This window comes from Cellulosimicrobium cellulans (genome assembly GCF_016921195.1).
Lineage (GTDB): Bacteria > Actinomycetota > Actinomycetes > Actinomycetales > Cellulomonadaceae > Cellulosimicrobium > Cellulosimicrobium cellulans_F.
In genome coordinates this window covers 13,659-35,602 of record NZ_JAFGYF010000014.1, presented here as the reverse complement: position 1 = coordinate 35,602, position 21,944 = coordinate 13,659, and the positions used below count along the sequence as shown (strand labels likewise).

At 70.1% G+C, this 21,944-nt stretch carries 18 protein-coding genes and 1 pseudogene; 11 read left to right on the top strand and 8 right to left on the bottom strand.

The genetic code is table 11. The features are described 5' to 3' along the window. Window positions 1-3: 3 nt before the first annotated feature. Genes JN535_RS18940 through JN535_RS18920 form a run of 5 tightly spaced genes read left to right on the top strand, consistent with a single transcriptional unit; the run spans window position 4 to window position 7,297 of the window. On the top strand, window positions 4-1,626 hold the full coding sequence (locus JN535_RS18940) for a hypothetical protein (RefSeq protein WP_240201458.1): 1,623 nt from the start codon (window positions 4-6) through the stop codon (window positions 1,624-1,626). Further along, window positions 1,613-3,121 carry an SCO6880 family protein gene (locus JN535_RS18935; protein ID WP_205207357.1) on the top strand — a complete coding sequence of 503 codons (1,509 nt, stop codon included), beginning with the start codon at window positions 1,613-1,615 and terminating at the stop codon, window positions 3,119-3,121. Before JN535_RS18940 ends, JN535_RS18935 begins: the two co-directional genes overlap by 14 nt. Then, window positions 3,118-4,644, top strand: a complete 1,527-nt coding sequence (locus JN535_RS18930) for an ATP/GTP-binding protein (RefSeq protein WP_307868986.1) — start codon at window positions 3,118-3,120, stop codon at window positions 4,642-4,644. Before JN535_RS18935 ends, JN535_RS18930 begins: the two co-directional genes overlap by 4 nt. Continuing rightward, window positions 4,644-6,476: a TraM recognition domain-containing protein gene (locus JN535_RS18925; RefSeq protein ID WP_205207356.1), complete on the top strand. Its 1,833-nt coding sequence runs from the start codon at window positions 4,644-4,646 to the stop codon at window positions 6,474-6,476. Before JN535_RS18930 ends, JN535_RS18925 begins: the two co-directional genes overlap by 1 nt. Beyond that, the gene (locus JN535_RS18920; protein ID WP_307868983.1) at window positions 6,473-7,297 is read left to right on the top strand and encodes a DUF4913 domain-containing protein; all 825 of its coding nucleotides are present in this window, start codon (window positions 6,473-6,475) and stop codon (window positions 7,295-7,297) included. The genes JN535_RS18925 and JN535_RS18920 overlap by 4 nt, the downstream gene beginning before the upstream one ends. 58 nt (window positions 7,298-7,355) lie before the next feature. On the opposite strand, the gene JN535_RS18915 is transcribed toward JN535_RS18920, so the two are convergent. The 7 genes from JN535_RS18915 to JN535_RS18885 all read right to left on the bottom strand — a co-directional run bounded on the left by JN535_RS18915 (window position 7,356) and on the right by JN535_RS18885 (window position 14,695). Continuing rightward, window positions 7,356-8,123, bottom strand: coding sequence for a hypothetical protein (locus JN535_RS18915; RefSeq protein WP_205207355.1), 768 nt, complete (start codon window positions 8,121-8,123; stop codon window positions 7,356-7,358). 103 nt (window positions 8,124-8,226) lie between these two features. Continuing rightward, on the bottom strand, window positions 8,227-8,748 hold the full coding sequence (locus JN535_RS18910) for a hypothetical protein (protein ID WP_205207354.1): 522 nt from the start codon (window positions 8,746-8,748) through the stop codon (window positions 8,227-8,229). 191 nt (window positions 8,749-8,939) lie between these two features. Then, window positions 8,940-9,821: an HIRAN domain-containing protein gene (locus JN535_RS18905; protein ID WP_205207353.1), complete on the bottom strand. Its 882-nt coding sequence runs from the start codon at window positions 9,819-9,821 to the stop codon at window positions 8,940-8,942. Between the two features lie 26 nt (window positions 9,822-9,847). Next, window positions 9,848-11,416, bottom strand: coding sequence for a hypothetical protein (locus tag JN535_RS18900; protein ID WP_205207352.1), 1,569 nt, complete (start codon window positions 11,414-11,416; stop codon window positions 9,848-9,850). Window positions 11,417-11,503: 87 nt separating this feature from the next. Continuing rightward, window positions 11,504-12,571 carry a hypothetical protein gene (locus JN535_RS21025; RefSeq protein WP_240201457.1) on the bottom strand — a complete coding sequence of 356 codons (1,068 nt, stop codon included), beginning with the start codon at window positions 12,569-12,571 and terminating at the stop codon, window positions 11,504-11,506. Between the two features lie 16 nt (window positions 12,572-12,587). Next, the gene (locus tag JN535_RS18890; RefSeq protein WP_205207351.1) at window positions 12,588-14,300 is read right to left on the bottom strand and encodes a relaxase/mobilization nuclease domain-containing protein; all 1,713 of its coding nucleotides are present in this window, start codon (window positions 14,298-14,300) and stop codon (window positions 12,588-12,590) included. Continuing rightward, a complete protein-coding gene (locus JN535_RS18885; protein ID WP_024841857.1) occupies window positions 14,297-14,695 on the bottom strand; it encodes a MobC family plasmid mobilization relaxosome protein in 399 nt (132 codons plus the stop codon). The genes JN535_RS18890 and JN535_RS18885 overlap by 4 nt, the downstream gene beginning before the upstream one ends. Window positions 14,696-14,951: 256 nt before the next feature. On the opposite strand from JN535_RS18885, the gene JN535_RS18880 reads away from it, so the two are divergent. The 6 genes from JN535_RS18880 to JN535_RS21660 all read left to right on the top strand — a co-directional run bounded on the left by JN535_RS18880 (window position 14,952) and on the right by JN535_RS21660 (window position 20,976). Next, window positions 14,952-15,293, top strand: coding sequence for a hypothetical protein (locus JN535_RS18880; RefSeq protein ID WP_205207350.1), 342 nt, complete (start codon window positions 14,952-14,954; stop codon window positions 15,291-15,293). A gap of 412 nt (window positions 15,294-15,705) precedes the next feature. Next, on the top strand, window positions 15,706-17,241 hold the full coding sequence (locus JN535_RS21020; protein WP_240201455.1) for an SOS response-associated peptidase: 1,536 nt from the start codon (window positions 15,706-15,708) through the stop codon (window positions 17,239-17,241). A 245-nt stretch (window positions 17,242-17,486) separates the two neighbouring features. Then, window positions 17,487-18,125, top strand: coding sequence for an Abi family protein (locus tag JN535_RS18870; protein ID WP_205207349.1), 639 nt, complete (start codon window positions 17,487-17,489; stop codon window positions 18,123-18,125). A 106-nt stretch (window positions 18,126-18,231) separates the two neighbouring features. Next, window positions 18,232-18,450 carry a hypothetical protein gene (locus JN535_RS18865; RefSeq protein ID WP_205207348.1) on the top strand — a complete coding sequence of 73 codons (219 nt, stop codon included), beginning with the start codon at window positions 18,232-18,234 and terminating at the stop codon, window positions 18,448-18,450. A 71-nt stretch (window positions 18,451-18,521) separates the two neighbouring features. Next, window positions 18,522-18,845 (top strand): hypothetical protein, encoded by a 324-nt coding sequence (locus tag JN535_RS18860; RefSeq protein ID WP_205207347.1) that lies wholly within the window; start codon window positions 18,522-18,524, stop codon window positions 18,843-18,845. Window positions 18,846-19,080: 235 nt separating this feature from the next. After that, on the top strand, window positions 19,081-20,976 hold the full coding sequence (locus tag JN535_RS21660; protein ID WP_307868979.1) for a GmrSD restriction endonuclease domain-containing protein: 1,896 nt from the start codon (window positions 19,081-19,083) through the stop codon (window positions 20,974-20,976). Between the two features lie 147 nt (window positions 20,977-21,123). On the opposite strand, the pseudogene JN535_RS18850 reads toward JN535_RS21660, so the two are convergent. After that, a pseudogene (locus JN535_RS18850) lies at window positions 21,124-21,924 on the bottom strand (IS3 family transposase); the annotation flags it as partial. Window positions 21,925-21,944: the final 20 nt, after the last annotated feature.

Sequence of the window (21,944 nt, the reverse complement as noted above, 5' to 3'; positions counted from 1 at the left end):
CCTATGTGCTCAATCGCCAACATCGGTTCATGCGTCGGCGATGGGGTCTCCGCGATCGTCGGTGACGCGATCGAGAACATGGCCAACGCGGTCCTCGAGGCGTTCGGCAAGGCGGTTGCCTCGCTCGGCACCATCTGGGTTCACATCGGCACTCCGAACCTCACCGGATCGGGCGGCCGGTCTGCGATCAGTGCCGGAAGCTCGGCACCGAGCGCGGGGAACATCACGACCGTCTTGGGCTACGTGACATGGATCAGCCTCGTCGTCGCGATCATCTCACTCGTGATCCTCGGCGCGCTCATCGCGACACGTATGCGCGCTGGCGAGGGGATCGCCGCCGTCGGAAAGGTCGGCCTGGTCCTGGGCGCTGTGGTGCTCATCTCCGGCGCGAGCGCGCTCGTCACAGGGCTCCTGCCCGCGGGGCCAAGCAACGCCGGCGGTGCGGTGCTCTTCCTGCAATCGAGCCTGTGGTGGTACATGGGTGCCGCGGCGATCGTCTCGGTGATCATCGGCGGCGCGCGCATGGCGTGGGAGCAGCGTGCCGAGCCCGGGAAGGAGACGGTCAAGAGCCTGCTGACGCTCGTCGTGGTCGCCGGTGCCGGAGTCACGATCGTGGGGCTTCTTGTGGCGGCCGCCGACTCGTTCTCGGTCTGGGTCTTGAACGGCTCGCTCCAGTGCGACGTGACGGCCGCCGGGTCGGCGTGCTTCGGAGAGAGCATGCTCACCTTGCTCGCTCTGACGACGAATCCCGCGGCAGGGGGCCTTGGGTCCCTACTCATCATCATTCTCGGGATCATCGCGATCCTCGCGGCGGCGTTCCAGATCGTTCTCATGGTCGCCCGTGGCGGGATGCTCGTGGTCCTGACCGGGATCCTGCCCCTGTCGGCGTCGTTCACGAGTACGGAGATGGGTAAGACCTGGTTCCGCAAGTGCATCGCGTGGCTGGTGGCGTTCATCCTCTACAAGCCCGCCGCGGCGATCATCTACGCGGCCGCGTTCCAGCTCGTCGGCACGGACGTCTTCTCTGACGACGGGTCGGGGCTCCTGGCTGTCCTGACGGGTCTGATGTTGATGGTGATCGCGCTGTTCGCGATGCCGGCGCTGATGCGGTTCGTGACCCCGATGGTGGGTGCAATGGCGAGCGGCGCCGGTGGCGCCGCGCTGGCGGCGGGCGCCCTCGCGGCGCTGCCGAGCGGCGCGGCCGCGATCGGGCGTCTCGCCTCCGGCGGGTCCAACTCGTCGACGACGAGCAACGCGCATCCGGGCAGCAACGGCGAGAGCGGGAGCCAGGGCCCGTCGGGTGGCGGTGGGGGAGGCAACACCGCGCCGACCCCCAGCGCGCCGCCGAACCCGCAACAGAGCGGCGCAAGCGCAGGAAGCGGCGCCGGAGCGGGTGCCGCTGGAGCTCGCGCCGGTGCCGGAGCGGGCGCGGGTGCGGGTGCGGGTACGGGTGCCGCAGCAGGTGGTGGGGCAGCCGCGGCCGGTGCCGCGGGCGGCCCGGTCGGCATAGCGGCCGGCGCGGCTCTGGATACCGCGTCAAAGGCGGGCCAGGTCGCAGCAGGTGCAGCGAAGAGTCTTGGTGAGCAGTCGACTGGTGAAGGGGGCGGTCCTGATGGCAGCCGTTGAGGTGAACAGGGGTCCTCGGACCTACGGGAACTGGCGACGTCCGACGTCGCCCGGAATCCTCGGACTCGGGTCCGTGGGCACGGGGATGCTCCTGGCGGGGCTCATCGCGGTGGTCATCACCGTGATGGTCGCCGGGCTGCTCGAGGCCGTGATCCTCGCCGGTGTGCTCGGGGCCGTGATGCTCGCCGTACTGACGAAGGACGCCCACGGCAAGAACGTCATCAGTCGCGGCGGTGCTCGCGCAGCGTGGTGGTCGGCGCGCTCGCGCGGCACGCACCTGTACCGCTCAGGGCCCCTGGGCCGCGCGCTGTGGGGCACGTACCAGCTCCCGGGCCTGGCCGCCCCCACCCGACTGAGCGAGCACACCGACTCCTACGGTCGCCCGTTCGCGCTGCTCTACACGCCGGCGACCGGGTCCTACTCCGTGGTCATCGGCACCGAGCCCGACGGCGCCGCGCTCGTCGACCAGGACCAGATCGACGTCTGGGTGGCCGACTGGGGCCACTGGCTGGCGAACCTCGGGGACGAGCCGGGCGTGGAGGCCGCCTCGGTCACGATCGAGACTGCCCCCGACTCCGGGGCGCGCCTTCGTCGTGAGGTCGAGACGAACCTGGACGACGGCGCACCCGAGTTCGCACGAGCGATGCTCCTGGAGGTCGTGGACCGCTACCCGGCCGGGTCCTCGACGGTGAAGGCGTACGTCGCGATCACGTTCACCGCGGCGAGCCGGGTGGGTGGCAAGAAGCGCAAGCCTGAGGAGATGGGCCGCGAGCTCGCCGCGCGCCTGCCCAGCCTCACCGCCAGCCTTCAGGCGACCGGTGCGGGTGCGGCGCACCCGCTGTCTGCGCAGGACTTGTGCGAGGCGATCCGCGTTGCCTACGACCCCGCGGCCGCGGCGCTCATCGACGAGGCGCACGCGGTGGGCGATCCTGTCGAGCTGTCCTGGCCCGACGTCGGCCCGTCTGCTGCCGAAGCGTCCTGGGGCGGCTACCGCCACGACTCGGCGTACTCGTGCACGTGGGCGATGACGTCGGCCCCGCGCGGCAACGTCCAGTCGGGCGTCCTGGCCCGGCTGCTGGCCCCACACCGCGAGATCGCGCGTAAGCGGGTGACGCTGTTGTACCGGCCGATCGACGCGGCGCGCGCCGCGGCGATCGTCGAGTCCGACCTGCGGGCCGCAGAGTTCCGGGTCACCTCCACCAGCAAGCCCGCTGCTCGCGAGACCCTCGCGATGCGGGCGGCGGCCGCGACGGCGCAGGAAGAGGCCAGCGGTGCTGGCCTGGTGCAGTTCGGCATGCTCGTCACCGCCACGGTGACCGACACCAGCCGCGAGGCCGACGCGAGAGCCGCGATCGACAACCTCGCCGCGACGGCGCGGCTGCGGCTGCGGCCCGTGTACGGGTCGCAGGACTCCGCATTCGCCGCAGCCCTTCCGCTGGGCCTGGTGCTCCCGAAGCACATCAAGGTCCCGGCCGAGCTGAGGGAGAAGCTGTGAGCACCCGAGCACGCGCGAAGAAGGCACCCAAGCAGCGCGAGCTGCGTCCCCAGCGCCCGCCGATGCGCGGATGGCTGGGCCGCGGCCGCGGCCAGTCCAACTACGTCCAGCAGGCCGACGAGTGGCGCGGCACCACCGTGCAGGTGTGCGGCATGTGGCCGTTCGCGATCGGCGCCGGCACCCCCATGGTGGGGGTGCCGTTCGGCCGACACATCCTCACCGGCGCCACGCTGTGCTGCGACCCCATCAGCTGGTACCAGCGCGCCAACCTCATCGGCAACCCCTCGGTGTTCTTCCTCGGCCGGCCCGGGCTCGGCAAGACGTCCGCGGTCATGCGCATGGCCGTCGGCCTGTCCGGGCAGGGCGTCATCCCGCTCGTGCTGGGGGACACCCGCCCGGACTACGTCCGCATGGTCGAGAAGCTGGGCGGCCAGGTGATCCCGCTCGGGCGCAACCGCGGGTCGCTGAACGTCCTGGACCCGGGCGAGGCTCCCGACGCCGCGCGCCGGCTGCGCGCCGCCGGGTACCGCCAGGCCGCTGAGGAAGTCCTGGCCGATGCCCAGGGCCTGCGGCTGAACATGCTGGTCGCGCTCATCACCGTGCTGCGCAAGAGCGCCCCGACCGCGCGCGAGGAGACGATCCTCGCGCGCGGTATCGCCTGGCTCGACGAGCACCACGACGGAGTCCCGCTGATCCCCGACCTGCTGCGCGTGATCCGCTCGGCACCGCCCGAGCTGCGCGAGGCAGCGCTGGACCGCGGCACCGACCACCGCTACCAGGAAGTCACCGAGGAGCTGGAAGCCTCGCTCGTGGCGCTCAGCCCGGGCGGGAAGTTCGGTGACGTGTTCGCCAAGCCGACCACGCACCCCATGCGCCGAGACCGCGCCGTCGTCTACGACGTCTCCGCGATCCCTCAGTCCGACGGCGACCTGCGCGCGGTCGCGCTGCTCGCCTCCTGGTCCGCAGGCTTCGCCGTGGTCAACATCGCCCAGACCCTCGCCGACGTCGGCCTGGAGAACCGGCGGCACTACTTCGTGATCCTCGACGAGCTCCACCAGGCCCTCAAGGCCGGGCCGGGGCTCGTCGACCGCGTCGACTACCTCACCCGCCTCAACCGCACCGTCGGGGTGGGGCTGGCGATGATCACGCACACGCTCAAGGACCTGCGTTCCCTTCCGCTCGAGGAGGACCGGCAGAAAGCCATGGGCTTCATCGAGCGGTCCGGCCTGGTCGTGTGCGGCGGTCTGCCGCTGAGCGAGATGCCGCTGCTGACGTCCGTCGTCGCGCTCTCGCGCGGCGAGCAGGAACTGCTCGCCGGCTGGCAGGACCCGCCCGCATGGGACCCCAAGGAAGGGCGCGAGACGCCGCCCCCTGGACGCGGCAAGTTTCTCGTCAAGGTCGGTGGCCGCCCAGGCATCCCGATCGACCTGGTGCTCACCGAGTCCGAGAAGTCGCTACACATGAGCGCGGTGCGCTGGGCCGACCGCTCGCGCACGGGCCTGCTGGACGAGGGGGCGGCGTGATGAGCGTGCCGAACAACCGACGTCGCGACCCCGGCGGCCTCTCCGGAGAGGTCGTGCTGCTGTGGGTCGGGATCGTCGTCGTCGTGCTCGGCGTCGGATCGATCTACGCCGCGATGCACCTGGGCCACAAGATCGCCGGCACCGGCGTCGTGGCGCCGACCGACCCGTTCGCCGTAGCGTTCGGGCTGTTCGGTGGCGACCTCGCGTGGCCGGGCGCACCCGGCTGGTGGGTGCTGGCCGGTCTGACTCTGATCGTCCTCGCTCTGAGCACGCTGGTGGGCATCGCCCTGGCGCGCAGGAGCGCCCGTCGTACCCGCGTGGACCGTGCGGCCGCGTACATGGGTCGCGGCCGCGACGTCGAAGGGCTCTCGCGCAAGCACGTGAGCCGCACCGCGCAGCGCCTCGGTGTGCAGGCCGCGCCCGGTCTGCCGATCGGGGTCACGGTGTCCACGGGGCAGCGACTGCTCAGCTCGTGGGAGGACATGCGCATGACGATCGCCGGGCCCCGCACCGGCAAGACGACGTCGATGGTCGTCCCGGAGATCCTGGACGCACCCGGCTCGGTCCTGTCGACGTCGAACAAGCGCGACGTCGTCGACCAGACCCGCGGGCCGCGCGCGGCCGTCGGGCCGGTGTGGGTGTTCGACCCGCAGGGCATCGCCGGCGAGGAGACCACCTGGTGGTGGAACCCGCTGAGCTACGTCACCGACGAGGTGCGCGCCGCCAAGCTGGCCGAGCACTTCGCGTCCGGCTCGCGCGACCCCGGCGCGCGCACGGACGCCTACTTCGACCCGGCCGGCCAGGACCTCCTGGCCGGTCTCCTGCTCGCCGCGGCGCTCGACGCCCGGCCGATCACCGACGTCTACACCTGGCTCACCCGCCCCACGAACCAAGCCCCCGTCACGATCCTCACCGAGCACGGCTACACGCTGACCGCCGACCAGGTCGCCGGTGTCATCGCCGCACCCGAGAAGCAGCGCGGCGGCGTGTACGGCACCGCGCAGCAGATGGCGTCCTGCCTCACCAACCGGCAGGTCGCGGCCTGGATCACCCCGCAGGGACCCGCCGACACCCGGCCCCAGTTCAGCCCGGAGGAGTTCGTGCGCGCCGGACTGCCGTCCGCGCCGGGGGAGTCGGCGCCGACGAAGCCCGGCACCCTGTACTCGCTGTCCAAGGAAGGGCGCGGCACGGCCGGACCGCTCGTCACCGCACTCACCGTCGCCGTCGTGGAAGCGGCCGAGGAGCTGGCCGCGCAGTCCGCGGGCGGGCGCCTGGCGAACCCGCTCGTCGGCGTGCTCGACGAGGCCGCGAACGTGTGCCGCTGGCGCGAGCTGCCGAACCTCTACTCGCACTACGGCTCGCGCGGGATCGTCCTGGACACCGTGCTGCAGAGCTGGTCCCAGGGCGTGGAGGTCTGGGGCGAGTCCGGCATGAAGAAGCTGTGGAGCGCGTCCAACGTCAAGGTCTACGGCGGGGGAGTGAGCGAAGCGAACTTCCTCGAGGACCTCTCGCGCATGATCGGGGACTACGACCGGCTCTCGTCGTCGACGTCGACGGGGCACGGGCAGCGCACGGTCTCCCAGCAGCTGCATCGCGAACGCATCATGGACGTGGCGGACCTCGCGGCCCTGCCCAAGGGCCGTGCCGTCGTGCTGGCCTCCGGGGCTCGACCGACGCTCATTCGGACGGTCCCGTGGATGGCCGGCCCGCACCGTGAGGCCGTGGAGGCGTCGATCGCGGCGAACGACCCGCAAGCCAAGCGCACCCTGCGCGAGGCCCACGACGAGATGGCGACCGTCGCGGCCGCTACTCCGCTCGAGGAGGCTCCGTGAGCGACTGGGGCGAGGACGTCTACGAGCCGATGATCGAGGCCCAGGCGGTCGACGTCGGTGACGCGCAGACCTTCGGTGGCCGGGCGGCCGTCGAGCCGCCCGAGGTCGTCGAGGCGCGGGCCGCGCTCGATCGCGCGCTGGCGGCGCACGCTCGCGCGACGACCCAGCTCGACGACGCGCGCGACGCCCTCGCGGACGCCGAGGGCGCCTTGCGCGTCGCCGAGGCCAAGGTCACCGACTACGAGGACGACGAGACGAAGGCGACGTGGCAACGTGTCGCGGCGGCCGAGGACGTCGAGAAAGCGCGCCGGGTCCTCGCCCGGCGTACCGCCGCGGTCAGCGCCCGGGAACGCGAGCTCGAGGACGCTGCCGCCGTGGTCCATCACGCCGACCAGGACCTCTCCGACGCCATCGACCAGGCGCGGCCCGCCGTCGAGCACGCCGGCGACGAGGACGGCGCGCCGGCGCTCTACTACGGGTCGGTCGACGAGTTCGTGCGGGAGTACCTGCGCAACGTCTACCGGCGCCACATCGCCGGCCGAGGCGAGCACCGGGTCTGGGCCGCCGAGTGGTGGAAGTACGACGAGGCCGTGATCCGCCTCGAAGCGCTCTGGCGCGCCTGGGAGCACCTGCGCCAAGACCCCGCCACCGGCATGAGCGTGTGGTGGCGGGACCATGCCGACCACCACATGGCCGTCCTGCTCGACCCGCAAAACGGCCCATTCGGCCCCGTCGACGGCGAACATGACCGCAACACCCCCAGCGCCCCCCTGCCCTACGCCCCGCCCCCCGAAGGAATGTTCCCGGACGTCCGTCAATAGCCGCGATTTTAAGAGCGCACCGAAACCGGAACTTCAAGCGCGCTCGAAGACCTATGCGCTACGGCTCAACGAAGCCGCCGCAAGGACCGAGGTCCTCGTCGCAATTTAGAACGCCTCGCTCGGCCCAGGTGCGGATTTCGGCGAGGTTGCCGAATGCTCCGAGGTCCAATGTTCTCTCGACGATGCGTGCTTGCGGATATCGAGGTCGCGCCACGAGGGACGCCTCTTGCAATTCAGCGTTGACTGCACGCGCATGGGCGACAACGAGATAGGGCTCGCCCACAACGTGTTCGCACTTGGCGGTATCACAGATGGTGCATACTCCGCCGTTGCGCTCGGCGGTCTTTGGGTACGGTGAGCCCATCTGGTGGTCGCAGTCTTCCACCAAGCGCGCACAAATCGAGCACGCGAAATCACTCACCATGCCGACGGACAACCCTCGGCGCCAGTGCGAGATTGTGATCGGGCAATCGGTCCAGAATAGACCGTCGCGTAAGGCGATGGGGCAACCAAAGAGGCCTCGTTTCACAAACGCGGCTCGGTGGATAGCCAGGTGCGCTTCTTCCTTCAGCGGGTGATCTTCGAGGTAGTTTAGTGCCGCCACCGCCGACGTGGTTGCTTCCTTGATGTGGGGCTCTATCGCATCAAGTTCAGCCTGGTCGATGGTCGCGCGGAAATGCCTCCATTCGCCAAGTTTGGCAAGTTGTATCGCGCGCGCACGGTCGTCGTCCTCTTCGACTAGCTGAAAGTCCAGCGCAGGCATCTCCCTCGCACGATCGCCAAGGATTGCCAGCACCGCGTCGTACTGGTCTGAGTACTTCTGCATGGACTCTCGTCCGTGATGGTCGAGGTACTGCTCTCGGTGCGGCCCGCCAGATGGCGGGACCGGTCCCCACTGCATCAAGACCGACTTGAACCTGAAACTGCCATCAGCCACGTTCAAGGTCGTTCCCGTCGTTCCCGGCTGACCCGTTCAGTTCGCGCAAGGCATCGAGTACATCTGCACCCTCACCCTCGATCTGATAATTGCGACCGGTCTCCGTCTCCGCGACCTGTACTCTCAGCGGCAGCCTCTTTGCCTCCTCTGGCGTCCACCCCTGCTCCTCCGCGCGGTGGCTGATGAAGAGCGACACCGTTTGGATCAGCCAGTCGTTTGCCATGGTGAGGCACGCCAAAGCCAGTGCCCACGTCTCGGGATCGACGCTGAACTCGGAGAGGTACTTGCGCGATCCCTCCGGAACCGAAAACTCAACTGGAAGGTTCGCGGCCCGGGCGGTCTTCGGGAAGAAGCGCACACTGTCCGTGTAGCACAGCTCTCCACCGGTCCCCTCTCCGTTCGTCTCTGCCCTACGCGTCGGGATCACGTAGATCTTGTCCGGTTCGACGGCCTCAGGAATCGAACCTAGCAGGGGGCTCCACTCGTCCGCGGTCACGCGTATCTCGGATGTCATGCCGCGAGCATATTGGGATCTCGCAGACTGGCCCCCTGGGCTGGGCCTGCATCCGCGTTGCGGTCTGGCCGCAGGCGCGATCGGTCGGTGTCGGCTACGCCAACAGACATCGGCCAGCTAGGCGATGGTCAGCGCAGTTTGATAGGGAGGGGAGGGCTCCTAATCGCGTTCGCCGGCCCGCGTCACGGGAACTACGCGTTGCCCTCGATCTTGCTGAGCCGTTGCGCGAGCGAGGAGCCGTCGCGCGACTTCGGCGGAAGAAGTGCGAGGTACCGGCGCAGGACGGCGATCTCCTCGTCGCGGCGCTTGAGCTTGCGCAGGACGATCGCCGCCTGCTCGGTGTACCACGGTGGGGGAGTCAATCCCTCAGAAGCGTGCTCGCCTTCGACGCCGGCGATCGCGACGTAGCAAAGTTGCAGCGCCTCCTCGTTGCGCCCTTCACGCTTGAGCTGCTTGATCGGTTCGACGAGCTCGAGGAAGTGCACGCCGTCGACCATCCCGGGGCGAAACTGAGCCGCGCGACGACCACCGTCACTGATCGCGTCCGCGACCATCGTCCGGCTTCGGATGTGGTCCGCTGCGCGCTTCTCCTCGCGGGTGATCGCCGGCCAGTCGTCGGGGCCGTGCTCCCACCGGGGCGGAGTCTCGTCCAGCCACGCCCACGCGAGCGCGCGGGTCCGACCGTCCTGCTCCTTCGCAAACAGCTGGACGAGCAGCGGCAGGCTCGAGCCCACAGGAAAATCGACCTGCTTGGCGAGGTATCCCGGGAGGTAGCCAATGCGGTCGCCCTCGACCAAGACGGCGATCGCGTACGAGTCCACGGGGTTATCGGGCTCGCGCTCGAGAACGGCTTCGAGCTCGAGGTACGCAGGCAATCGAGCAGCCCTGCGGACGAGCAGCGCGTCGATCGCGTCACGCCCTAAGGTCGTCGTGCCGGCGAGGGCGACGAGCGGGCTGCCGCCCGCTGGGACCTGGAGCCGGAATCTGGGTTCGTGGGCCGGGGTCGGCAGCTGCCCATCTGAGGGCACCGCCGCCGGCCGCAGGGCCTTACGGACTCGCGACAGGAACCCCACATCCTTCTCCTCTCCGCTGGGTGCCGTCAGTTCTTGTTGGTGCCGTCGCGCAGCTTGCGCCCGACGTGACCCACGACGACGCGCTGCGATTCCATGTCGAAGTACATGTAGATCCGCAGGATCGCAGCCACCGACCCGACCCCTCGCCGCAGGTGCGGCCCCATCAGCACCTTCTTGTCGTTCCACGTGATCCGATAGTCGCTCGCGTAGGTGGTGGAGGCGGTACTAGAAATGCCGCGTCGAAAGTGGCTCGCGCGCTCCTTGAACGCGTCGGACGGGCCTGTCGCGAGGTCGCCTGCGTCCCAGTCACGCGCCACCTGCTCGATCAGCCGCAGGTCGTCGAGCACTCGGCCGGGGTCGCCATACTCGCTCGCCGCGGCCGACTTCAGCGCCGATTCAAGGAACACGGTGTGGGTCGCCTCGGCCATCGCGATCTCGACGGCGCTCAGCACCGACTGCGGCAGCGCCGCAATCTGACGCGCGGCGTGGTCCTGGGTCCCGCTCGATTCGACGAGCCGGGCGACCTGCGCGCGGGCGGAGTCGCGTTCCGCACGGACAATGTCGATCTCGCGCTCGAGCACGAAGGCGTCCTGCTCGATGTCCGCCAGGTCGCGCTCCATCTGGTCGTACTCCGCTGCAAAGGCGGCGAACTCCGCGGCGTCCACAAACTCGGCGGAATCCGCCGCCTCGTTCACGCGTGCTGTCGCTGCCGAACGCGCCTCGATGCGTTGCTCGATCTCGAGCTCGCGCCGGCGAAGGTTCAGTTCGCGGCGCACGGGCGGCTCGTCGATGCTGAGCCCAGCGACCCGGCCGAGGGTCTCGGTAATCTCGTGCACGAGCCCGATCGGGCCGTGGAACTCGAGCGCACCACCGATGTAGAGGCGGTGGCGGAGCCGGTCATCGGAGCGCGAAAAGCCGGGCCAGTAGACCCGCACTGCACCGCCGAAGCAGCTGAGCTGCTTGGTAAACGCAGAGGTGAGGCGCCAGGCGGCAGCCTTGTCTACTACGGCGACGTGGGCCAGCCCGAGCATCCTGTCCAGTGCGAAGGCGGGATCCAGGAACGTCTCGCCCTGATCGTCTTGGGAGACGACAACCACCGGAAGGCGACGTCCGGGGTGCTCCAAGAACGCGATCAGGTCGTCCGCCTCGTCGACCCCGACACGCATCACGTCGGCGATGCGCCGGTCGTCGACGACGACGCCGAAGTCGTTGATGACGTCGCGGACCACCCCGGGCCGCCCAATCTGTACCGCAGGCAATGCCACCGTGCCCTGGCGCGTTCCATAGAGCGCGACCCGTACACGGAACCAGGAGGTGCCGTCCTCGACGCCCACATCTGCGTAGGTCCGCCAACGCCAAGCTGGCCCCGAAGCGTCCGGCTGGTCGACCCACAGGCCGAACACCCGAGTTCCCTCGTCTGCCAGAACGTTCCAGGTGACGCTGGTCCCGTGGCGCTCATCGTGCCCGTCCTCGCCCGACACCTCGATCCGAAACCGACGGTCGACCCATCGAGTCAGTACGGCGATCGCATTCTCCGGTTCGGTCCCGGCCGATCCGCGCGGCAGGTCCAGGTGTGTAGCGTAGACGGTCTGCATGCGCGCCTCCTCGAGAACGTGTGCGCTGATGGTGGCACACGAGAGCCCGTTCAAGTCCCGCGGTCGGCCGTCGGCGCGCCATCGAGTTCAGCGGTCGAGCCCCGCGCGCTGAGCCTGGGCCCCGCGCCCGTGGGACTTGCGGGCCGTCGGGCTGCGGCCCGCGGTCCTAGCCACCACGGCCTCCGTTGCCGGCCGGGCCTGGCTCACGTCGGCACGCATCCGGGTGCCGACGACGTCGCTCGCAATGCCCTTGGCGCGCAACTCGCTCGCGGTGGCGTCGCGACGTTCGGCGCTGTCGTACGTGGCACGCCCGTCCTCGCGTGTCCGGGCACCGAGCGCGTCGCGCTGCACAGCCTCGGCAGCCGCACGCGCGCGTTCGTCGGGGTCTGGTTCGTGCTCCGCGGCGCTCCGTGCTCGGTCCGCCAGCCGGTCCTCGCGGTCGGCCTGCTGCATGAGCCGTTGGGTCTCGGCGTGCTCCGCTGCTGCGCGGTGGCGCTCCTTCTCGGCGGCAGCGAGGGCAACGAGCTCCGCCCGGCTCATCAGGTGCGGGAACTTCGACGCGATCGCGAGATCGACGTCGGGGTCCTTGCCCTTCCAGGCCTGCACGTCACGTAGTCCGCCGCGTCCGATCGGTCCGAGGTCAGCGTCGGCCGGCAGGCGGTCGATCATCTCCAGCGCGTCGTCCTTCGTGAGCTCGCGGACCGGCTGCGAGCCATCGAGCTCGTCACGGGCCTCGAACCACGGTCCGGGCGTGCGGGCGTCGCGCTCCGCCTGCGCCCGCTCTGCGAGGCCGTCGGGGTCCAGCCCGTAGCGCGTGCGCATCTCGGTGCGCATTTGCTGCTCGGCACGCACCGCGTCTGGGTCCTCACGGGCCCACGCCCTGGCGACCTGATACATCTGGGCGACCTCATCCACGGACGCCCGGTCCCACCAGTCCGACCGGTACACGTTGCCGAGCTCGGCGCGCGCGGCGCGTCGCTCCGCCTCGAACCGGGACTGGAGCTCGCGGGCCTGCTGCTCGTTGCGGGCCTGCGAGCGGCGCAGCGCCTCCTCGCGCATCCGTGCGATGCGTTCTCCGACCTGTCCGGCGGCGGTGACCAGCACGCGCAGTTGGCCCTCGAACGCCTCCTCGATGCCGTCGCTCTCCTCAGCCATGACTCTTCGCCCCCTCCTATCGCTCCGGGCCACGCTCTGCGCCCGGCTGGACCGTGTGCCGTCGGCGTGCCGCCTCGAGGTCGGCTGGCAGCGGCGACGCCGGCGTGCTCGCGTCCGTGTGACCCGCGTTGAGCCGGTCGAGCACGGCCTGCGCGTCCCGATCGAGCACTGTCGTTGTCGCCGCCGGCGTGGTGGCCGTCGCTGTGCCGCCGCCGCTCGGCGTCAGGCTGGGCAGGGCCTCGCGCACGCGCACCAGCCGTGCACGGGTGTCCTCGGCGAGCAGGCGCGCATGACGCTCCTGCTGGGCCGCGACGGCGGCCCCGTGCACCGCCTGGGTGAGCCGGAGCAGCTGGCGGATCATCGCGGCCTGTGCGACGGTTCCTTGCCCGCCGCGGGCCGCGCTCGCCAGGAGCATCGCCGCACCCGAGATGGCGACCGTGCCGGCCTTGTCCGGGCGCACGGTGCGCCGGTGCGTCTGAGCCGAGCGTGACAGCGCGTCGGCGGCCGCGGCGAGGTCCCCGGGCGTCTCCTCGGTCGCGTTCGACCAGGCGGCGAACGCGCCCGCGGTCTGGCGCGCGACAGTCGCCCATGTGTCCCGGTCCTCGACCGGGACCGACCGCAACCGGTCGACGAGCGCACGCAGCTCATCGTGCTGCTTGGCCCAGACCTCGGGGTCCGGCTCGGCCGTCTCGCGGCCCGCGGACACGACCCGTCGGCCGCGCTTGGCGGCGTTCCACTCGGCCGCCGCGTCGCTGGCACCGGTCGGTGTGTCGGGCCACCCGTCACGCAGCCGGGGCAGGGACAGGTCGCGGGCGAGGTGGCCGCCGCCGTACCAGATCGGTCGCTCGCCGGCCTCGGGTCGCTCGGCCACCGAGTAGCCCGTCACGACGTCCGTGCGCCCGTCCGCGAACCGGGCGCGAACCAGGAGTCCGGCGCGGCGCATGCGTCGCACGAACTCGGCTTCGTCCTGGCTGGCGCTGGCGCACCCGCGCACCTTGAGCGCGAGGAGGTAGCGGGGCTGATCGGTGCGCAGCTCGGCCGCAATGCGGGCCTGGCGGTCCGCCCCCGGCAGAGCAGCCCAGGCTGGTGCACGACCATCCTCGAGTCGGCTCGCGCGCTCGTACTTGGCCTGCGCTCGTGCACGCGCTTGCGCCTCGCGCTCGGCGGGGTCGTACCCGCGGGTCGAGCGCTCGGCCCGTACCGACTCCAGCTGCTCCAGACCGTGCTTCACCTCGAGCGCGCGCACCGCGGTCTGGGCGCGGCGGAAGTCGTTGTGTACCGACGCCTTGGTGCCGTCCTCCCGCACCAAGTTCACGGCTAGGTGGATGTGATCGTTGCCGTTCGCCGAGACACCGTGACGGACGGCGACCCACCGGCACGGCGCCTTCGTGCCCTCGTGGTCGTCGAACCCCATCGCGCGCACGAAGTCGTTCGCGATCGCATTCCACTGCTCGTCCGTCAGCGCGCCCTCATCGGCGCGCAGCGACAGGGAGCAGTGCCACACGTGACCGCCAGGCACCTGGACGTCGTAGGCCGTGCGCGGCTGGTCGAGGTGGTGCGCGATGCGCAGGGCCGCGTCGCGTCCGAGCTCGTCGTCGTTGTGCCACGCCATCAGCGCGGCGTCACCCGCGACCAGGTGCGGCTCGGTGTGCTCGTTGGAGCGTCCCGGCCCCACGAGGTAGGTCATCAGTCCGGCCATGCGGTCACCCCGGACGACATTGGGCATCACGGTCGGCTCAGCCCGTCAATCGTGGCGTCGATCCGCTCGGCGAGACGGCGCACAGCCCGCAGGGTCTCGACCATCTCGTCCTGCACCTCGCCGGTCGCGTTGGTCGCCTTCGCCATCTGATTGACGTTGTTCGACACCGCGGCCAGGAGCCGGTGCAGCCCGAAGAGCTGAGCCATCGCGTTGCGCCGCTCGGTCGGCGTCTCCGGCGTCCCCGACGCAAGAGCCGACTCCACGAGAAGACGCGGCACAGTCACCCGCTGTTCGTGCGCGAGGCGGAGCAGCATGCCCTCTTCCTCGGGCGTGACCTTGACCTCGTGGCGGTGCTGGCGACCGCCCTCGACATTGGCACGCCGACGTCGGGCGAGCTGCCGCGGACGAGGAGCCTCGTCGCTCATGCGTTCCACCCGCCCTTCGGCCCAGCGCAGCGACCCCGCCCCGTGCGGGGACCACACGCCCAGTGTGCCAGGGACCGGCAACGCCGTCCACTGGGCGAGCCACTTAGCCGTGCTAAGTGTATAGCTTGCTCCGTCTGGGACGCCTTTGGCCCTTATCCCGCCTCGCGTGACGTGCGTCCTCGCGACGAGCCGCGAGGGGCGCCGTGGCCGGCGCGTTGGGGTTCCTCGTTGGGCGTGGTTCTCGTACGCTCGGACCATGGCAAAGACACTGAGCGTGGATGAGGCACTGGAGCGCGCACAGCGCGCGCAGGAAGCACGAATGGGGGCCATTCGCGCCGTCGCGGAGGCGCGGCAGAGCGTCACCGACGTCCGCGAGGAGACCGATCGGGAACTTGCCGAGTTCCAGCGCCGGATCGCCGAGCGTGTCGCGACCGCCGAGCGCGAGGATGTGCGCGCGTTCAACGCAGCACTCAGCGCCGGATGGACCGTCGACGAACTTCGCAAGATCGGCTTCCCCGAGCCGGATAAGAAGGTCCGCACCCGGCGCCGCGCGGCCAAGCGCGAAGTCCCGGCGCAGAGCCCGACGAGCGACGACTGACGACATCGATGACGGCCGCGCGGAGCGACATCGAGTACACGACTCCGACCGAGTTGGCACGGGAGATCGGTGTCTCACGTGCCGCCGTGTACGCCTGGCTCCGCGCGGCGTTCCCAACGCCCCCAGACGGTCGATGGCGGCTGGACTTAGAGGCAGCGGATCGCGTGCGCGCTCGCTTCGTGGACACCGCCCGCGCCCGCACGTCGTACGGCCAGCCGTGCGAAGTTGACGGGTGCGACCGGAGCGCGAAGGCGCGTCGTCTCTGCAAGATGCACTACGACCGGTGGTACCGGTCGGGGACTCCTGAGGGTGTCGGCGCCGGCGGCTGGCAAGCTGCCAAGACCCACTGCCCACGAGGACACGAGTACTCGCCCGAGAACACGATCGTGTACCCCTCCGACGGTCGACGGCGATGCCGCACCTGCCGCAAGGGCGAGTAGCGTCCGCATCCCCGCGGCCGACTCAATGCACGGCCGCGCGTGTGGTCGCGGGGGTCGCGCTGAGCGGGCACGCTGAGCGCATGTGTGGACGATACGCCAGCGCCCGACGCGACGACGAGCTCGCGCACCGCTTCCACGTCTCCGAGCTCGTAGGCGACGAACTCGGACCCTCCTGGAACGTCGCCCCGACGCAGGACGTGCGAGGGGTCCTCGAGCGCGTCGAGGCCGACCATCCGGTACGCCAGTTGCACACGCTGCGCTGGGGCCTGGTGCCGTCGTGGGCGAAGGACTCGAAGATCGGTTCGCGCATGATCAACGCCCGGGTCGAGACGATCACCGAGAAGCCGGCCTTTCGCCGCGCCGCGGCGAAGCGGCGGCTCATCGTCCCGATGGACGGTTACTACAAGTGGCAGGTGCCGGGGTCGGGAAAGGGCCGCAAGACGCCCTACTACCTCACCGACCCCGACGGTGCGCCGCTGGCGGCTGCCGGCTTGTACGAGCTGTGGCGCGACCCCTCCAAGGGCGCCGACGATCCCGACCGGTGGCTGTGGTCACTGACCATCATCACGATCACCGTGGACCCCCGTGTAGACGACCCGGGGCAGCTGCGCCGCCCCAGCGACGCCGCGATCGAGGCTGCGCAGGTGGTGAAGGCCAGGGTGGGCCGCCGCGAGACCGCGCCCGTGCGCGCGCTCTTCGTCGAGCAGCGCGATGGTGCGCAGGGTGCGGCGCCTCCGCTCGCGAGGCTCTTGCGCGGCGGACGTGGGGGAGAGGTGCGGCTCAAGCTGGAGCTGAGCTTCCTGTGGTTCGCGGTGAGCCCGCCTCATGACCTGACGTACCCGGCGCGCGCCTGGGCCACGCTTCTCGATCTCGAGGACCCCGAGGGCCGCGGTGCACGTCGCGTGCGTCAGGCGATCAAGTCTCTCGAAGCGAACAACCTCGTGACCGTCGAGAACCGGCCTGGGCAGCCGGGGCGGATCCTGCTCCTCAACGAGAGCGGGAACATCGAGCCGTACACCCCGCCCGGCAACGTCTACAACGCCTCCCGGCCACGCGGCTTGGACAACCCCCACCGGTACATCCAGCTCCCGGACACCCTGTGGACCTCCGGGTGGCTCGCCACCCTCTCCGGGGCAGGCCTCGCGATGCTCCTGGTCCTCCTGACGAACCTCGCTGGGCGACCGGCAGAGAGCACCGACCTGTGGCTCAGCCCCGACCGAGCCACCGAGCTCTACGGCCTCAGCGACGACACCTGCAGCAAGGGCCTGCGCGAATTGCGCGCCGTCGAGCTCATCACCGCCCGCCGCCGCTCCGCCTCGCGCACGGCGTTCGACTTCCGACGCCTGCGCAACACCTACCGCCTCAACCTCTCACGCCTCGCCGACCTCGCCGCTGTACCCGTCGTGGCCAAGCCAGAGAAGCCGATGTCTCCCCACGATGCCTCCCTGGAAGACATCTTCGGTGGACCCCTCAACAAGCCTTGGCAAGGCCTCTCGCAGAAGTCCTGAACGGGCGGCACGCGTCCTTGCGTAACCTGTGCCGTGACTCCGGACAGCACAAGGCCCTGGGCGGTTTTCCTCACCGTGGTGGGTACGCCGTTTAGTCCCAGGGCTCTCTGTGTGGCACGAGTCTACCCCGGGTGACGTGTTCAGCACTACACCTGCTGATAGGTCCAGCACGTCGTGTCGCGTCTACAGCGACCCGCGCGGAAGCGTCGGTCGAGTACCGTACGCCTGACCAGAGAGGATGCCCCATGTCGCTCTACCAGCCGGTGCGGGACGAGATGATCCGCCTCCTCTCCGCCCCGCGCCTGTCGACGTACACCGCAGCCTGCGGCGGTGACATCAAGCGCGCCGTCGAGCTCTACCAGTGGAATCTCGAGGTCTCGGGCGCGCTCTTCCCCTCGATTCACTACTTCGAGGTCGCGCTGCGCAACACGATGGACGCGCGCCTGACCAAAGTGTTCGGCTCCGCCGGCCAGTCATGGTTCGACCGAACAGACATCGGTCTGACGAGCAAGGCGCACAAGAAGATCAGCACGGCCAAGCACTTCGTCAGTGAAGCCGGGCACGCGGTGACTCACGGGCACGTCGTTGCGGAACTCACGCTGGGCTTCTGGTGGTCTCTGCTCGCCGACGGCTACGACAACACGCTCTGGGCGCCGGCACTGCGCGACGGATTCCAGAACGCGCGCGTCCGGAAGTTGCATGACGCGATCGACGAGATCCGCAAGCTGCGCAACCGAGTCGCGCACCACGAGCCCCTCATCAACCACGACCTCGAGGCTGAGTACGCCAACATCCTGGCGACCGCAGAGTACATCTCCCCACGCCTCGCGTGGTGGATAGATGCGACAAGTTCGCTGTCATCAGTTCTCGCCCGGCGCCCGTAGAACGCCGACTCGCTGGGCCTTCCAGGCGTCAGAGCGCCGGCGTTTGCTCGCCCGCGCGCGAGCAGGTTTCCGGCCTGGTCGCCGTCGGCGCGTGCGCTGCGATGCGGTGCGACTCGACGTTGTCGCGCACCGGCGGGCCGGCTCCGATGCTGGCGACAACTATCTCCGGCGGTGCGAGCTCGACGTCGCCCGCACCGCCCGCGGCGTCACGGAGCGTTGGACGCTCACGCTCCCGACGCCGAGCAGCCTCCTGGTCGACCCGGTCGCGGGGCGGGCGTGGCTGGCGATGTCGAGGTGGCGCGGGCCGCTGCGCCTGGTCGGCTGAGCCCGGGAGGGCCCCGTATCTGTGCGCGCGGTACACCGCTTCTCCTCGGACCAGACCTACGCTCTGTCGCCATGGAGCCAAGCGGCGCGACCGGCCAGTCGACGGGCAGCCCCGCGCCCACGGTGGGGCAAGCCGTCCGTCGCGGGGTGTTCGGGCTGCTCGTGGCGATCTTCTTGTACGTACCTGCCTTCCCGCTGGCCTTCGCATCGCTCTTCTTCGCCGCCGGCGCCTTCGACAATCAGTGCTTCTCTCCCGACGCCGACCAGGTGTGTCCGGCGAACCCCGTTATGGGAGTAATCGCCATCGCGCTCGGCATCGTCTTGCTGATCGCGCCCGGAGCTTTCGGCATCTACGCCGGCCGCGCACCCAAACCTCCACAGGCAGCGAACGAGTGAGGGTCGCTACGGCGACGTCGCCCGCACGTCTCGTGGCGGGAGCCACGAGCGTCTGCCCCAGGGGGTGAAGTTCCCCTGTTCACGTGGTGAGGATCGGCCAGATTCTGCCGTTTCTTCCCGGTTGGGACGTAGGCCTCTGATTCGTCGGGTGTGCGGTCCATTACGGTGAGCGCGCAGATCGAGGTCGAGCGTGCCGGAGGGTGCCGGTGCGCGGGGGAGAAGCAGAGGACGCAGCGTGGCGAAGAGGTCGAGCGGTGGGGGCGGGTTCGGTGCGATCGTCGCCGTGGTGATCGCGGTGGCGGTGGCGTACTACGTGATCGCGTGGCCCTACCAGCTCGGGGCCTGGATCGCGGTCGAGATGGGCGCCGGGCTGCCCTCGATCCAGCGTTCGGTGCTGGCGTGGATCTTCGAGATCCTCTATCTCGGGGTGCTCGCCGGGGTAGGGGTGCGGTGGTTGTGGGTGCGGTACCGGACCCCGGACGCGTTGCCGCCCTTCGACCATGACGCCACCGCACAGGTCCTGTCGATGATGGACGGGCGCACCACCCCGTTCTCCGACCCGCGGGTGCCTGGTTCGGAGAAGGTCCGCGGCGGGTTCTCGGACGTGCGCCTGGTCGAACCGCGCGGTCGCGTCGGGGCCAAGACCCCGACGGTGGTGTCCACGGGGACTTTGCTGCTCACGGATAAGGCGGCCCGGTTCGCCGGGACGGACGGGCGCACCTGTGTGTGGAAGTGGGCGTCGGTCAATCGCATCGAGACTGGTGCCGGGTTCGTGAACCTGCCGGTGTCGACGCGGGTGAAGGACTGCGGTGTCTCGTTCCCGGCGGGGATGGACGCGGCCGGTCACGCGGCGCTGGTGTGGTCTACCCGCTCGGCGCAGGGCGCCGGCCCGGACGAGCTGGGGCAGATCGCGCAGACGCTGCGTACCACGGCGGCCACTGCCCAGGCGCGGGCCCACGCCCAGCCCGCGGGTCCGAAGCCGCTGCCGCGGCGCGTGCTCGGCACGGCGGTGGCCGCGGTTGCGGCCACCGCACTGGTGTCGACGGGTGCGGTCGCGGTTGGGATCAGCGCGGCACCGCCCGCACCCACTGGTGTGGTCGGCGTGAACCTGGGCAGCGACGTGGCCGAGGATTCGGGCGGGTCGGTGGACGAAGCCATGGTGGACACCGACGAGGCCGCGGTCCCCGCCACGGACGCCGCGACCGCGGAGCCCGTGGAGGCTGCCGAGCTCGACTCCGCGATCACGACCGCGGGGCAGAGCACGGCCCTGGCGGCGCTGGGCACGCTCGAGGTCAAGGGCCGCGCCCCCAAGACCGGGTACGACCGGGAGGCGTTCGGGCCGGCGTGGGCGGACGTGGACCGCAACGGATGCGACACCCGCAACGACATCCTCGCCCGCGACCTGGAGGCCGAGACGTTCAAGCCCGGCACCCGTGACTGCGTTGTCATGACCGGGACGCTGGACGACCCGTACACCGCGACCACGATCGCGTTCCAGCGAGGCAACGCCACGTCCAGCGCGGTCCAGATCGACCACGTCGTCGCCCTGTCGGACGCGTGGCAGAAGGGCGCCCAACAGCTCGACGCCGACACCCGCCAGGCGTTCGCGAACGACCCGCTGAACCTGCTCGCAGTCGACGGCCCCACGAACCAGGCCAAGGGCGACGGGGACGCCGCGACCTGGCTGCCGCCGAACAAGGCGTTCCGGTGCGAGTACGTCGCCCGCCAGGTCGCGGTCAAGGCCACCTACAAGCTGTGGGTCACCCAGGCCGAGCACGACGCCATCGCCCGCATCCTCACCACCTGCCCCGACCAGCTCCTACCCGCCCCGGACGGCGCCGTCGGCTCATACGTCCAGGCCGAGGCCAGCGCCGAGCCGCCAGCACCCGAACCGGCACCCGCCCCCGACCCGGTGGTCGTGCCCGAACCCGAGCCCGCACCAGTCGTCGTCCCCGACCCGGCCCCGGCACCGCCACCAGCACCTGCACCGCAGCCCGAACCAGAACCCGCACCCGTGTTCTACAAGAACTGCGACGCCGTGCGCGCCGCCGGTGCCGCACCCATCTACGAAGGCCAGCCCGGATACTCCCGCAAGCTCGACCGTGACGGCGACGGCGTGGGATGCGAGTAGCGCACGTTAGGTGCGTTCCTGAGCGCGCGACAGCAGAGAGAGCAAGTTGAGACGCCTGCCCATGCCAGTTCGACTGACGGCGATACGAGCCGCACACTCATGTCGTGACCACAGCTGGGGGCTGCTGCACGATTCCGTGACAGTTGGTTAGGCAGCTTGGTCGGCGGCCTGGCTCATGATGATCTCGAACTCGATCGGGGTCAATCGTGCGAGTCTGGCCTGGCGTCGGCGACGGTGGTAGGTCCGTTCGATCCAGGTCACGATCGCGATCCGCAGCTCCTCTCGGGTGGTCCATCTCTGCCGGTCCAGGACGTTGCGCTGAAGCAGGCTGAAGAAGCTCTCCATGGCGACGTTGTCACCGGCTGATCCGACCTGGCCCATGGATCCGCGCATCTGGTGGCGCCAGAGGGACTGCTGCAGCTTTCGGCTTCGAAACTGGCCGCCGCGGTCCGAGTGCAGGGTGCAGCCGGCCACGCGCACCCCGCGGCGCGAAACCGCCGATTCCAGGGCGTCGACGGCCAGCTGGGACGTCATGCGGTCTGCGATGGAGTACCCCACGATCCGGTTCGACCACACGTCCTTGACCGCACACAGGTAGACCTTGCCTTCGCCGGTGGGATGCTCGGTGATGTCCGTCAACCACAACCGGTTCGGGCCAGGCGCCGTGAATTCGCGACGCACCAGGTCATCGTGCGCGGGCGCGCCGGGCCGCCCATTCTTCCCGCGGCGCTTCTTGCCGAACACGCACCACCACTGGTTCGCCGAGCAGATCTTCCACACCGTGAGCTCACTGACCGTGTGCCCGGCCGCGTTCACCTCGTCGAACAGCAGCCGGTAGCCGAACTCGGGGTCCTCACGGTGGGCATCGAAGACCGCGTTCGCGAGATACGCCTCCTCGAGCTCGCCGCCGGTGACCGGCTGGGCGAGCCAGGCGTAGTAGTGCTGGCGGTGGTGTCTCGTGACGGGTC